The 14,060-nt window shown below is 66.9% G+C and carries 10 protein-coding genes; 7 read left to right on the forward strand and 3 right to left on the reverse strand.

Annotated elements, in window-relative coordinates; translation table 11 throughout:
* The first annotated feature begins 115 nt into the window (after positions 1-115).
* From bamA to lpxB, 6 genes are all read left to right on the forward strand, one after another.
* The gene (gene bamA / locus ACWIEX_RS09785) at positions 116-2,617 is read left to right on the forward strand and encodes an outer membrane protein assembly factor BamA (RefSeq protein ID WP_454032854.1); all 2,502 of its coding nucleotides are present in this window, start codon (positions 116-118) and stop codon (positions 2,615-2,617) included.
* A gap of 130 nt (positions 2,618-2,747) precedes the next feature.
* Positions 2,748-3,809 (forward strand): UDP-3-O-(3-hydroxymyristoyl)glucosamine N-acyltransferase, encoded by a 1,062-nt coding sequence (gene lpxD / locus ACWIEX_RS09790; protein ID WP_454032855.1) that lies wholly within the window; start codon positions 2,748-2,750, stop codon positions 3,807-3,809.
* 194 nt (positions 3,810-4,003) lie between these two features.
* Entirely contained in the window at positions 4,004-4,462 is a 459-nt protein-coding gene (gene fabZ, locus ACWIEX_RS09795; protein WP_454032856.1) for a 3-hydroxyacyl-ACP dehydratase FabZ, read from the forward strand.
* A 35-nt stretch (positions 4,463-4,497) separates the two neighbouring features.
* Entirely contained in the window at positions 4,498-5,307 is an 810-nt protein-coding gene (gene lpxA / locus ACWIEX_RS09800; RefSeq protein ID WP_454032857.1) for an acyl-ACP--UDP-N-acetylglucosamine O-acyltransferase, read from the forward strand.
* Positions 5,304-6,173 carry an LpxI family protein gene (locus tag ACWIEX_RS09805; protein ID WP_454032858.1) on the forward strand — a complete coding sequence of 290 codons (870 nt, stop codon included), beginning with the start codon at positions 5,304-5,306 and terminating at the stop codon, positions 6,171-6,173. Before lpxA ends, ACWIEX_RS09805 begins: the two co-directional genes overlap by 4 nt.
* On the forward strand, positions 6,173-7,345 hold the full coding sequence (gene lpxB, locus ACWIEX_RS09810) for a lipid-A-disaccharide synthase (protein ID WP_454032859.1): 1,173 nt from the start codon (positions 6,173-6,175) through the stop codon (positions 7,343-7,345). Before ACWIEX_RS09805 ends, lpxB begins: the two co-directional genes overlap by 1 nt.
* 285 nt (positions 7,346-7,630) lie before the next feature.
* On the opposite strand, the gene gltA is transcribed toward lpxB, so the two are convergent.
* Complete coding sequence (gltA, locus tag ACWIEX_RS09815) at positions 7,631-8,920, reverse strand: citrate synthase (RefSeq protein ID WP_061968050.1); 1,290 nt, start codon at positions 8,918-8,920, stop codon at positions 7,631-7,633.
* 563 nt (positions 8,921-9,483) lie between these two features.
* Positions 9,484-10,905 (reverse strand): glutamate--tRNA ligase, encoded by a 1,422-nt coding sequence (gene gltX, locus ACWIEX_RS09820; protein WP_454032860.1) that lies wholly within the window; start codon positions 10,903-10,905, stop codon positions 9,484-9,486.
* A gap of 150 nt (positions 10,906-11,055) precedes the next feature.
* Between gltX and ACWIEX_RS09825 the strand changes: the two genes are divergently transcribed.
* Complete coding sequence (locus tag ACWIEX_RS09825; protein WP_454032861.1) at positions 11,056-13,347, forward strand: ComEC/Rec2 family competence protein; 2,292 nt, start codon at positions 11,056-11,058, stop codon at positions 13,345-13,347.
* Here ACWIEX_RS09825 and lexA read toward each other — a convergent pair.
* Positions 13,341-14,048 carry a transcriptional repressor LexA gene (gene lexA, locus ACWIEX_RS09830; protein ID WP_061968045.1) on the reverse strand — a complete coding sequence of 236 codons (708 nt, stop codon included), beginning with the start codon at positions 14,046-14,048 and terminating at the stop codon, positions 13,341-13,343. The genes ACWIEX_RS09825 and lexA overlap by 7 nt on opposite strands.
* Between the last annotated feature and the right edge of the window lie 12 nt (positions 14,049-14,060).

The following is a 14,060-nucleotide window of genomic DNA, read 5'->3' on the forward strand; positions in this document are numbered from 1 at the left end:
TGCACCCTGCTGGAAACTTTGTAGAAGCGATTGAACCGCAATGTCCCCGTGCTGCTGTCGCTAGATGGCGGTCCCCGTTTGGGGTGGTGACCAGAGAGATGGAATAGGCGACCCGATGACGTCGACCCAACAGAGCCGGACGACCAAGACGCGGCTCTCTCGATCGATCGGACTTTCGGCTTTGATGCTGGCCGTGAGTGGTGGTGTGGCTTTCGCGCAGGCCGTGGTCGTCCACGGCAACCGCCGCGTCGATGCGGAGACGATCCGCTCTTATGCGGTCGGCCGCGAAAACCCGCAGGAAATCCGCGAGAGCCTGCTGGCGACCGGTCTGTTCAGCAGCGTGCAGGTCAACCGCCGCGGCTCGCAGATCGTCGTTGCGGTTCAGGAGCAGGGCGGTACCGCCAACCGGGTTGCCTTCGAAGGTAACCGCAAGCTGAAGGGCGAGCAGCTCGCGCAGATCGTACAGTCGCGCGCTGGTGGTCCCGTCAGCCAGGCGCTGATGAATTCCGACGTCGAGCGCCTGCGCGAAGCCTACAAGCGGGCCGGCTACGGGCTGTCCTCGGTCAGCGCGCGCGTCGCCCCTCTGCCGAACGGCCGCCAGGATATCGTCTTCACCATCAACGAGAGCGGCAAGACCGGCATCAAGTCGATCAACTTCAGCGGCAACCAGGCCTATTCCGGCGGGCGCCTGCGCGGGTTGATGACCTCGACGGAATCGAACTTCCTGAGCTGGATCAAGACCTCCGACGTCTATGATCCCGATCGGATCAATTCCGACATGGATCTCATTCGCCGCTTCTACCTGAAGAACGGCTACGCCGACTTCCAGATCGTCAACAGCGGCGCTCGCTTCGACGAGGCGGCCGGCGGCTGGGTCATCGACATCCAGGTCGAGGAAGGCCAGCAGTACCAGGTCGGCAACGTCACCGTCGATTCCTCGCTGCGCGATGTCGATGCGGCTGCGTTGCAGCGCTATGTCGCGACCTCCACGGGCGACACCTACAACGCCGAGGCGGTCGAGAAGTCGCTGGTTGCGCTCACCACGGAAGTGGCCCGCCGCGGCCATGCCTTCGCCCAGGTTCGTCCGCGCGGCGACCGCGACGCTGCAGGCCGCCAGATCGGCATCACCTATGTCGTCGACGAGGGCCCGCGCGTCTATGTCGAGCGCATCAACGTGCGCGGCAACACCCGGACCCGCGACTATGTCGTTCGCCGTGAGCTCGATCTCGGCGAGGGCGATGCCTACAACAAGGTCATGGTCGATCGCGCCGAGCGTCGCCTGAACAATCTCGGCTTCTTCAACAAGGTCCGCATCACCAACGAGCCTGGCTCGGCGCCGGATCGCGTGGTCGTCAACATCGATGTCGAGGACAAGGCGACCGGCTCGTTCTCCGTTGCCGGTGGTTACTCGACCTCGGACGGCGTCATCGGCGAAGTCTCGCTGTCGGAATCGAACTTCCTCGGCCGCGGCCAGTTCGTCCGCATCGCCGGCACGCTCGGCGAGAGGACGCAGGGCGTCGATTTCTCGTTCACCGAGCCTTATTTCCTCGGCTATCGCGTGGCGGCCGGTATCGACCTGTTCTCGAAGTTCAACGACAACTACAACACCGGCCGTTTCGAGAGCCGCGTGACTGGTGGGCAGGTTCGCTTCACCTTCCCGATCACGGAAGAGTTCTCGATCACGCCGCGGTACTCGATCTATCAGACCGAGATCACCATCCCGAACGAGTTCAGCCGTCCCTATAACGACTGTACCTTCCCGATCCCGGGCATCACGCCGACCGGCGCCACTGCATCCACCCCGTATAACTGCGTGACGAACGGCGAGGCGACGGTGGCGGTCAAGGAGGCGCAGGGCACGACCCTGACCTCGCTCGTCGGCCTGAACTTCAACTACAACTCGCTCGACAGCGTGCAGAACCCGCGCAACGGCTTCTCGGCCGAGCTGAAGCCGGAATTCGCCGGTCTCGGCGGCGACTCGAAGTTCATGCGTATCTCGGCTGATGCCCGTTACTACCGCGAGATCTTCGACGACGTCGTCGGCTTCCTGCGCGTCCAGGGCGGTCACGTCCAGGCGACCAGCGGCAACCTGCGCATGGTCGATCACTACTTCCTCGGCCCGTCGCTGGTGCGCGGTTTCGCGCCGTCCGGCATCGGCCCGCGCGACGTGCTGAACGACCCGACAGCGAACGCGGTCGGCGGAACCACCTATTTCGGCGGTACGGTCGAGCTGCAATTCCCGATCTTCGGTCTGCCGCGTGACCTCGGCCTGCGCGGCGCGCTCTTCGCCGACGCCGGTACGCTGTTCAACTATGACGGCGGTTCGAAGTCGGTGGCCTTCGCCTGCCCGGCTGGCTCGGAGGCGCGCCAGTACAATGTCGTGACCGGCGGTGCCCAGTCGAGCATCGGCTGTATCCGCGACAAGAACATCCTGCGCTCGTCGGTGGGTGTGAGCTTGCTCTGGCAGTCGCCGCTCGGACCGATCCGGTTCGACTACGCCTACGCCCTGACCAAGGACGAAGGCCAGATCGGCATCAATCCGCAGACCGGCCTCGTCGGCAAGTACGGCGGCGACCGCCTCCAGGCCTTCCGCTTCTCGGGCGGCACCCGCTTCTGACGTAAGCGGGCTTGAGCATCGACCGGGAAGTGGCCCCACTTCCCGGGTAGAAATCGGTGCGATAACAACGACATGGATCGCCACTCTCGCGTCCCGTGGGATGCGCGGCGATCCCGCTCCGGACCGGATCATGGCAGAGCCAGTTTTCTTTCCGTTCGCGACCTCGCTGGACTTCGGCGAGGTCGCAAGCATTTCAGGCGGCTCCTTGCCGGAGGGCGTGGAGTCGACCCGCAGGATCGACGGCATCGCCGCCCTCGAAACGGCTGGCCCGGCCGATCTCGCCTATATGGACAATCCGAAATACACGGATGCCCTGGCGGCGACCAAGGCGGGCCTGTGCATCGTCTCGCCGCGTTTCGCCGATCGTGTTCCGGCGGGAACGGTGACCCTGCTGTCGCCGGCGCCGTATCACGCCTTCGCGAAGGTCATGGCGCGCTGCTTCCCGAGCGCACTGAAGCCTGAATCGATCTTCGCCTCGCAGGGTGTCGCGCCGGGTGCCATCGTCCATGCGACCGCCGTCCTCGAAGCCGGTGTGACCGTCGATCCGGGCGCGGTCATCGGCCCGGGCGCCGAAATCGGGGCAGGGACCGTCGTGGCCTCGCATGCGGTCATCGGCCCGCAGGTCCGGATCGGGCGCAACTGCTCGATCGGGGCGGGCAGCACGATCCAGGCGTCCCTGATCGGAAACCGGGTCATCATCCACCCCGGGGCTCGGATCGGGCAGGACGGTTTCGGCTTCGCGATGAGCCCCAAGGGGCACATGAAGGTGCCGCAGATCGGCCGCGTCATCATCCAGGACGATGTCGAGATCGGCGCCAACAGCACGATCGACCGTGGCGCCAGCCGCGACACGGTGATCGGCGAAGGCACCAAGATCGATAACCTCGTCCAGATCGGCCATAACTGCGTCATCGGCCGTCATTGCGTGATCTGCGCCCAGACCGGCCTTGCGGGGTCTTCCACGCTCGAGGATTTCGTGGTGCTTGGCGGCCAGGTCGGGCTCGCCGGTCATCTCACCATCGGCGTCGGCGCGCAGATCGCAGCGCAGAGCGGCGTCGCCGGCGATGTCCCCCGTGGTGCACGCTATGGCGGATATCCCGCGCAGCCGGCGCTCGGTTGGGCGCGCGAGACCGCGTTGCTCAAGACGCTGGTGGCCAATCGCGGCAAGAAGCCGGGCGCATCGCAGGGTTGAGCCAGGCGTTCCCGCCGTCGGATGGGGGCTTTCTGCTCCCGATGCCAAGAATTTTGTTGCCGAACCCGCTCCGTTTCCGGCAAAGCGGCGGAAGGCTTTGAAATCGTGGCGGGTTGCAGGAACGTTACCTGCTCCCGGCCACTGACGTGAATACAAGGCGCTGCCCGGCGACGGCACGCGGGAGAAGACAGACCATGAGCGAGGCGACGACGGCACTGGGTGTGATCGACATCCAGAAGATCATGGCCAGCATCCCCCACCGTTATCCGTTTCTGCTGGTCGATCGCGTCGTCGAGATCGATGGCGATGCTTCCGGGGTGGGCATCAAGAACGTCACGGTCAACGAGCCGCAGTTCACCGGCCATTTCCCGGAACGGCCGGTGTTTCCCGGCGTTCTGATGATCGAGGCGATGGCGCAGACGGCCGGCGTCCTGGTCGTGAACGCGCGCGCGCCGGGTGAGCAGGAGGTCAAGACCGTCCTCTTCACCACGATCGACAAGGCGAAGTTCCGCAAGCCGGTCACGCCGGGCGACCAGATCCGCTTTCATCTCACCAAGCTCGCCCGCAAGCGCAACATCTTCTTCTATCGCGGCGAGGCGCGCGTCGACGGCGTGCTCGTCGCCGAAGCCGAAATTTCGGCGATGGTCGTTTGAGCGACGCGGCGGTTCAGGATCAGGGCAGCGTTTCGATGAGCGTCTCCATTCATCCCATGTCGCTCGTCGACCCGAAGGCGCAGCTTGCCCCGGGCGTGAAGATCGGGCCGTTCTGCCAGGTCGGCCCCGATGTCGTGCTCGGCGAGGGCGTCGAGCTCGTCAGCCATGCGGTCGTGGCCGGCCGGACCACGATCGGTCCGCGCACACGCATCTTTCCCTTCGCGTCGATCGGCCATCCGCCGCAGGACGTGAAGTATCGTGGTGAGCCGTCGACGCTGACGATCGGGGCGGATTGCCAGATCCGCGAGGGCGTCACCATGAATCCCGGCACGGAAGGCGGCGGCATGATCACCAGCATCGGTGATCGCTGCTTTTTCCTGGCCAATTCGCATGTCGGCCATGACAGCCGCCTCGGCAACAACATCATCTTCTCGAACAATGTGATGTGCGCCGGCCATGTCACGATCGGGAACTACGTCATCGTCGGCGGCGGAGCCGGCCTGCAGCAGTTCATCCGGATCGGCGATCATGCCTTCATCGGTGGCGGAGCCGGCGTGCTGAGCGATGTCATTCCGTTCGGTACCATTCGTGACAACCCCGCCCATCTGGTCGGGCTCAATCTCATCGGCCTGAAGCGGCGCGGCTTCACGCGCGAGCAGATCCACGAGCTGCGCCGTGCCTATCGTTTGCTCTTTGCGGCCGAGGGAACCTTGACCGAGCGTGTCGAGGATGTCGCGGCCGAGTTCAGCGAGGACCCTCTGGTCCATGAGATCCTGAACTTCATCAGGGAAGGCGGCGACAAGGCGCTCTGCACGCCGCGGGACGCCACCGTCGCGGAGCGGTGAGCGCCGGCAGTCCTGCCGATGCGGGCGCAAGACGCGCACCGCTCGTGATGATCGCCGGTGGCGGGGACTTCCCGCCGCAGCTCGCGGGCATCCTCGCGGCTCATGGCGAGCCGCCCTACATCGCGGCGCTCGATGGTGCGGCCGATCCCGCAGCCTTCGGCGAGGGCGCCGACCTCAGGACATACCGCCTGGGCCAGCTCGGCAGCCTGCTCGAAGAGCTGCGCCGGCGCAGCATCGTCGATATCGTCATGCTCGGAGCCTTGCCGCGACCGAGCTTCGGCTCGTTGCGCCCAGAGGTCTCGACCCTGAAATACATGCCGCATTTCGCCAAGGCCTTTCTGGGCGGCGACGATCATCTGCTGCGCGGCGTCGTCCGCTTCTTCGAGATGCAGGGCTTTCGGGTCCATGGGCCGGCCGAGATAGCCCCCGAGATGACGGCGCCGCGCGGGGCGCTTGGCCGCCGGCAGGCCTCGCCGGAACAGCGCGCCGAGCTTGAACGCGGCTTCGCGTTGCTGGCGGCGCTGTCTCCCTTCGACGTCGGGCAGGCGGCGATCCTGGCCGATCATCGTGTCGTCGCGATCGAGGCTGCCGAAGGCACGGATGCGATGATCCGGCGGGTCGCCGATCTCACCTCGCGCGGGCGCCTCAAGATCGGCAAGGGCGACGGCTTCCTCGTCAAGGTTCCGAAGACGGGGCAGGATCTGCGCGTCGATATGCCTGCCATCGGGCTGGATACCCTGCGAAACATTGCCGAGGCCGGGCTCTCCGGCATCGGTGTCCGGGCCGGCGAGGTCCTGGTCGGCGACCGTGCGGCGCTCGGCCGGCAGGCGGACGAGCTCGGCCTCTTCGTCGAGGGCTTTGCCTGATGCGGCCGTTTCGTCTGGCCATCGTCGCCGGCGAGGCCTCGGGCGATGCCTTGGCTCTGCGCTTCCTCGCGGCGCTGCGCGAGCGATTGGGGGATCGCCCGATCGAGCTCTGCGGCGTGGGCGATCACGGCCTGCCCGAAGCCGGGCTCAAGCCGCTCTTCCCCCAGGCCGATATCGCGGTGATGGGCTTCGGCCCGGTGATCGCACGCCTGCCTTTGCTGCTGCGGCGGATGGAGGATGCGGCACGCGGCATCGCGGCTTTCGAGCCCGATCTGCTGCTGACGATCGACAGCCCGGATTTCTGCCTGCGCGTCGCGAAGAAGGTGAGGGCGCGGGCGCCTCATATCCCGATCGTGCACTGGGTCTGCCCCAGCGTCTGGGCCTGGCGCTCCGGCCGCGCCAAGCGGATGGCGCCCCATATCGATCGCATCCTCGCGCTACTGCCCTTCGAGCCCGCCGCGCTAGCCCGCTTGCACGGCCCCGAGACGATCTATGTCGGCCACCCGCTGATGGAGCGGCTCGACGAGATGCGCCCGGACGCGGAGGAACAGCGGCGTCGCGACGATGCCGAACAGCCGCTGGTGCTCGTCCTTCCCGGCAGCCGGCGTTCCGAGATCCACCACCTGATGCCGGTCTTCGGCGAGGCGGTGGTGAAGGTCGCGGCAGTGGTGCCCGGCGCCCGCTTCATCCTGCCGGCGGTGCCACGGCTCCAGTCGATGATCACTGAGGCGGCAGCGCGCTGGCCGGTCAGGCCCGAGATCGTGACCGGCGACGCGGCCAAGCTGGCAGCATTCCGTGGGGCGCGCGCGGCGCTGGCGGCATCCGGAACGGTGACGCTGGAGCTTGCCTTGTCCCAGATACCGACCGTCGCAGCCTATCGGGGCGCGAATTGGGAGGCTTTTCTGGCGCGCCGCCTCGTCAAGCTGCCGAGCGTGATCCTGCCCAACCTGATTCTGGGCCGCAGCATCGTCCCTGAGTTCATCCAGGAAGAAGCGACCGCTGATGCGCTGAGCGGTCATCTCCTCGCCGCGATAGCCGAAGGCAACCGGCGGCGCGAGCAGCTCGACGGCTTCATCGAGGTCGAGACGATCATGCGCTCGGCCGGGCCGAGCCCGGCGGCGAACGCGGTCGCGGCGGCGCTGGCAATTTTGCCGACCAGGCAGGCCGGCTAAGCGCTCCAGCCCTTCAACATCGCGGCTTCAAGCGTCCGATTGTCATTCCGGGGCTTCGTGTCAGCGAAGAACCCGGAACCCACGTCGGGGTGAGCGGCCTGCAATCCGACCCGATATGTCGCACCCGGTCGTGGGTTCCGGGCTCGCGCCTGCGGCACGCCCCGGAATGACACTGGTGCAGCTCGCATCCGGATTTATGCCCGCTCCAACGATGGCCCCTTCACCCATGAAAAAAGGCGCGAGGCTTTCGCCGCGCGCCTTTCCGGATAGCCGATATCCCTGCGATCAGCGGCGGCCGATCGGCGGGTAATCACGCTGCGCCGACCCGGTATAGAGCTGGCGCGGGCGGCCGATCTTCTGGGACGGGTCCTCGATCATTTCCTTCCACTGCGCGATCCAGCCGACCGTACGGGCGACCGCGAAGAGCACCGTGAACATCGAGGTCGGGAAGCCCATCGCCTTGAGGGTGATGCCCGAATAGAAGTCGATGTTCGGGTAGAGTTTCTTCTCGATGAAATACTCGTCCGAGAGCGCGATGCGCTCGAGCTCGACGGCGACGTCGAGCAGCGGGTCGTCCTTGATGCCGAGCTCGTTCAGGACCTCATGCGTGGTCTTCTGCATGATCTTCGCGCGCGGGTCGTAGTTCTTGTAGACCCGGTGGCCGAAGCCCATCAGGCGGAACGGATCGTTCTTGTCCTTCGCCTTGGCGATGTATTTCGGGATGTTGTCGACCGAGCCGATTTCCTCGAGCATCTTGAGCGCGGCTTCGTTGGCGCCGCCATGGGCGGGGCCCCACAGGCAGGCCGTGCCGGCCGCGATGCAGGCGAAGGGATTGGCGCCGGACGAGCCGGCGAGACGCACCGTCGAGGTCGAGGCGTTCTGCTCGTGGTCGGCGTGCAGGATGAAGATCCGGTCGAGCGCGCGCGACAGCACCGGATTGACCTTGTATTCCTCGGCCGGCACCGCGAAGCACATCCGCAGGAAGTTCGAGGTGTAGTCCAGCGAGTTCAGCGGATACACGAAGGGCTGGCCGATCGTGTACTTGTAGGCCATCGCCGCCAGCGTCGGCACCTTCGCGATCATGCGCATCGAGGCGATCATGCGCTGATGCGGGTCCGAGATGTCGGTCGAGTCATGATAGAACGCCGACATCGCGCCGATCGAGGCGACCATCACCGCCATCGGGTGCGCGTCGCGGCGGAAGCCCTGGAAGAAGCGGGCCATCTGCTCGTGCACCATGGTGTGGCGCGTGATGCGATAATCGAAATCGGCCTTCTGGGCGGCCGTCGGCAGCTCGCCCTCGAGCAGCAGGTAGCAGGTTTCGAGGAAGTCGCCATGCTCGGCAAGCTGCTCGATCGGGTAGCCGCGATAGAGCAGCACGCCCTTGTCGCCGTCGATATAGGTGATCTGCGACTCGCAGCTCGCCGTCGAGGTGAAGCCGGGATCATAGGTGAACATGCCCGTCTGGGCGTAGAGCTTGGCGATGTCGATGACGGCGGGGCCGACCGACCCCTCCTTGATCGCCATGTCGACGGTCTTGTCGCCGACCTGGAGCTGGCTGGTATTTCCGCTCATCGATACCGATCCTTTCAAGGCTCGCTGCTGTTCAGCCCCGGTTTCGCCTATCCGCGCTTGTGCGCCGGGCATCTCTCATCCGAAGGCCGCGATATGACGAACACATGTCGGAAAGAGAAGGGAGAAGTCGTTCCATGTGACTGATTTACAAGCAATATTCGTGCCTCGCCGCGTCGCCGCGGTGCAATGCACATGCGCGTCACTAGACCATTTGCGCAGCGCATTCAACCGAGCCAAAAGGCGGTTGGAACCGCGTTGCGCTCATATCTGCGCGAGCTGGTGTTCGATGGCCGGTCGAGCCGTTTCCGACCCTGCGTTTTTCACGGCCTTGCGGCGATTGAAGGGGCCGCGATTTCAGCCCCGGAGACTTCGAGCCACACGGTTGTCATTCCGGGGCGCGCCACAGGCGCGAACCCGGAACCCACGACGGGGTGAAATCTTGAGGCTGGGTTGCAAGGGCTCACCCCGTCGTGGGTTCCGGGTTCTTCGCGATGCGAAGCCCCGGAATGACACAGGTCGTCTTGCCGATGGCTGCTGCCTGAACGGCGTGAAGCACGCTCGCTTCAGGCAGCTTGGTCGGCGAGCCGGGCCAGCGTCTCTTCGCGGCCCAGAACCGCCATGACGTCGAAGAGGCCCGGCGACATTGCCCGGCCGGTCAGCGCTGCCCGCAGCGGCTGCGCGGCCTGGCCGAGCTTGAGCCCGGCCTCCTCGACATAGGCGCGCACCGCCGCTTCGAGCGGCGCCGGCGCCCAGTCGGCGACGGCGGCAAGCTTTTCCGCGATCTTCGGCAGGCGCTGGCGCGCGGCTTCGTCGAGCAGGCCCTTGGCCTTGTCGTCGAGCTGCAGGGGGCGCTGGGCATAGAGATAGAAGGCGCTGTCGAGCAGTTCGATCAGCGTCTTGGCGCGCTCCTTGAGGCCCGGCATGGCGGCGAGAAATTTTGCCTCCAGCTCCGGCGACAGCGTGGCGTCGAGCCCGCGCGCCGGTCCGATCTCCGGCAGGATCACCTTGAGTGCCGCGAGCAGGTCGGCATCATCGGACTGGCGCATGTAGAGCCCGTTGAGGTTCTCCAGCTTGGCGTAGTCGAAGCGCGCCGGCGAACGGCCGATCGAGGAGAGATTGAAGGCGTCGATCATCTCCTGCGTGGAAAAGACCTCCTGGTCGCCATGGCTCCAGCCCAGCCGCACCAGATAGTTGCGCAGGGCCGCCGGCAGGTAGCCCATAGAGCGATAGGCATCGATGCCGAGCGCGCCATGGCGCTTCGACAGCTTGGCGCCATCAGACCCGTGGATCAGCGGGATATGCGACATGCTCGGCACGTCCCAGCCCAGTGCGTCGTAGATCTGGGTCTGACGGGCGGCATTGGTCAGGTGGTCGTCGCCGCGGATGATATGGGTGACGCCCATGTCGTGGTCGTCGACGACGACGGCGAGCATATAGGTCGGCGTGCCGTCCGAGCGCAGCAGAACGAGATCGTCGAGATTCTCGTTCTGCCAGACGACGCGGCCCTGGACCTCGTCATTGACCACGGTCTCGCCGGTCTGCGGCGCCTTGAGGCGGATCACCGGCTTCGCACCTTCCGGCGCGGTCGCCGGATCGCGGTCGCGCCAGCGCCCGTCATAGCGCAGCGGCTTGCCCTCGGCGCGTGCCTTCTCGCGCATCTCCTCGAGCTCGGCCTGGGTCGCATAGCAATGATAGGCCTTGCCGGCGGCGAGCATCTGCTCGGCGACCTCGCGATGCCGCGCCACGCGCTGGAACTGGTAGACGGTCTGGCCATCCCAATCGAGGCCGAGCCATTCCAGCCCGTCGAGGATCGCGGCGATCGCCGCGTCGGTCGAGCGTTCCCGGTCGGTATCCTCGATGCGCAGCAGCATCTTGCCGCCTTGCCGGCGGGCATAAAGCCAGTTGAACAGCGCGGTCCGGGCCCCGCCGATATGCAGGAATCCGGTGGGCGAGGGCGCAAAGCGCGTGACGACGGCGTTGCTCATGGGAGGAAACTCCGGCCGGGCGGCGTGGCCGTCCGGGGCAAGACAGGAAAGGGCGCAGGTTGAGACATGACAACCGGCGCGCGCCCTGTAACATGGCTTGGCCGGAAAGGTTAAGCGGTCAAATCGCAGCGCCGGCAGGGGAGGCGGGCGATGCAGCCGGCGCCGCCGGGGCAGGGGCAGGAACGAGGCCGGCGCGGGGCGCGCGCCGATGCCTTGCCGGCTCGCCTCGATGTCCCGGCCTCGCTGGCGGCAAGTCTCCGATTCCTGCTTCGGCAGCTTTGGCTTCAGCTCCGGCAAGGCTTCGCGCTCGAGGCCGAAAGGCGGCGCCCCTTCCTCTGGCTGCCCATCGCGATGGGCGTCGGCATCCTGCTCTATTTCGCAGCCGATCGTGAGCCGGCATTATGGGCGCCGCTCCTTGGCGTGGCCCTGAGCGGCACGGCTGCTTTCATCCTGCGCCTGCGCCGCTTCGCCGCGATGGCCTGCCTCGCCGCGGCCGCTGCCTTCGCCGGCTTCGCCGCCGGGGTCTGGCGCACGGCCGATATCGCGGCGCCGATGCTGGAGCGGCCGCGGATCGGCAAGCTCTCCGGCTTCGTCGAGAGCGTCGAGGCCCGCGACAAGGGCGCGCGGCTCGTGCTGCTGGTGACGGAGATCGCCAATGTGCCGGCTGACCAGCGTCCGAAGCGCGTCCGCGTCAACATCCGGCAGGGTTCCGTGGCGCCGGGCGATCATATCGTCGCGACCGCGCGCCTGCTGCCGCCGCCCGGGCCGGCGCGGGCCGGCGGCTATGATTTCGGCCGCGATGCCTTTTTCCGCGGGATCGGCGCCGTCGGGAGCATCTCCGGCAAGATCACGCTGGTGCCGCCGCCCTCACCGATGCCGACACGCCTGGCGATCGACGTGATGATCGACCGTGCGCGCAACACGCTGACACGGCGCATCGCCGAGGTCGGAGGCGGGCAGGGCGGGGCGGTCGCCGCCGCGCTCGTCACCGGCAAGCGCGGCCTCATCACCGAAGCGACGAACAACGACCTGCGCGCTGCGGGGATCTATCACATCGTCTCGATATCCGGCCTGCACATGGTGCTCGCCGCCGGCACGATCTTCTGGCTGGTCCGGGCGCTGCTGGTCCTGTCGCAGACGGTCGCCCTGCATTGGCCGGTCAAGAAGATCGCGGCGGCGGCGGCGATGCTCGGCGCGACCGCCTATTGCATCTTTTCCGGGGGCGATGTCGCGACCGAGCGCTCGCTGATCATGACGCTGGTCATGCTCGGTGCGATCCTGGTCGACCGCGCCGCGCTCAGCATGCGCAATCTGGCGCTCGCCGCCATGATCGTGCTGCTGCGCGAGCCGGAGGCGCTGCTCGGGCCGAGCTTCCAGATGTCCTTCGGTGCGGTCGCGGCGCTGATCGCCTTCGCGGAACGCTGGGAAGGGCGAAGCCGCACCGAGCCGCCGCGCGTGTTGCCCTGGCCGCTCGGAGCCGTTTGGACGGCCGCGCTCGGCATCCTCGTCACCACCATGCTGGCCACCGCCGCGACCGCGCCCTTCGGCGCCTATCATTTCCAGACCTTCAATCCCTTCGGCCTGCTCGGCAACGCCATGGCGCTGCCCTTCGTCTCGCTCTTCGTCATGCCGGCGGCGGTGTTCGGCGTGCTCGCCTATCCCTTCGGATTGGACTGGCCGGCCTGGGCCTTGATGGGGCTCGCCTCCGACGTCGTGCTGAAGGTCGCGCATTGGGTCGCGACCATCGACCATTCCACCGTGACGGTGGCGGCTTTCGGCTCAGGCGTGCTCGCCTGCTTCGCGCTGACACTGCTCTGGCTGACACTCTGGACCACGGCCTGGCGCTGGCTTGCGGCCTTGCCGCTGGTCTTCGGCGTCGCGTTCGCCGGCAGGCCGGACCGGCCGGAGATCCTGATCGAGCGCGACGGCTCGGGACTGGCCGTGCGCGGCCTTGACGGCCGCCTCATCATCGCGGGCAAGCCCAGCCGCTTCGTCCTGCAGCAATGGCTCGCCGCCGATGGCGACAGCCGCTCGCCCGACGATCCGACATTGCGCGCCGGTATCGCCTGTGACCGGCTGGCATGCGTCGTGCAGACCGCTGACAAGCGCACGGTCTCCTATACGCGCGAGCGGCTCGCCATCATCGAGGATTGCCAGCGCGCCGACCTCGTCGTCACCGCCATTCCCTGGGGCGGCGCCTGCAAGGCGAGGCTGGTCGAGCGCATGACGCTATCGCGCGATGGCGCGACCTCGCTCTACCGAACGGCATCGGGGTGGAGCAGCCATATCGCGGAGCAGTCCGGCAGCGAGCGGCCCTGGAGCCGCCGGCGCGAGCAGCGCCCGACGGAGCCAGGCACGCGCTCCGCCAATCAGTCGGTCACCATGCAGCCCGCACCGGCCGCCGACAACGAAGCCGAGGCTGACACCGAACGCCTTCAGTAGCGCCGCATCAGGTTGACCAGCCGTCCCTGGATCTTGACCCGATCGGGGCCGAGCACGCGGGTCTCGTAGGCCGGGTTCGCGGCTTCGAGCGCGATCGAGGAGCCGCGCTTGCGCAGGCGCTTCAGCGTCGCTTCCTCGTCGTCGATCAACGCGACGACGATATCGCCGGTATTGGCCGTGTCCTGCCTGCGGATGACGACAGTGTCGCCGTCGAGAATGCCGGCCTCGACCATCGAATCGCCGCGTACTTCCAGCGCGTAATGCTCGCCGGAGCCGAGCATGTCCGGCGGCAGCGAAACGGTATGGCTGCGGCTCTGGATCGCCGAGATCGGCGTGCCCGCCGCGATGCGGCCCATCACCGGGATGGCGATGGAATGCCGGCTGTCATCCTCGGCAGGACGCGGCTTGGCCACGCTGGGCTGTGAGCCCAGGCCGCCCTGGACGATGGCGGGGCTGAAGCGGGGCCGCGCCTGCGGCGCGCCGAGCCCGTCCGGCATCTTGATGACTTCGAGCGCGCGCGCCCGGTTCGGCAGGCGGCGGATGAAGCCGCGCTCCTCCAGCGCCATGATCAGGCGGTGAATGCCGGATTTCGAGCGCAGGTCGAGCGCATCCTTCATCTCGTCGAAGGAGGGCGGGACGCCACTTTCGCGCAAGCGTTCCTGGATGAAGCGCAGGAGTTCGTGTTGCTTGCGTGTCAGCATGGTCGCCGCCAG

It is taken from the genome of Allobosea sp. NPDC055353 (assembly GCF_053644975.1).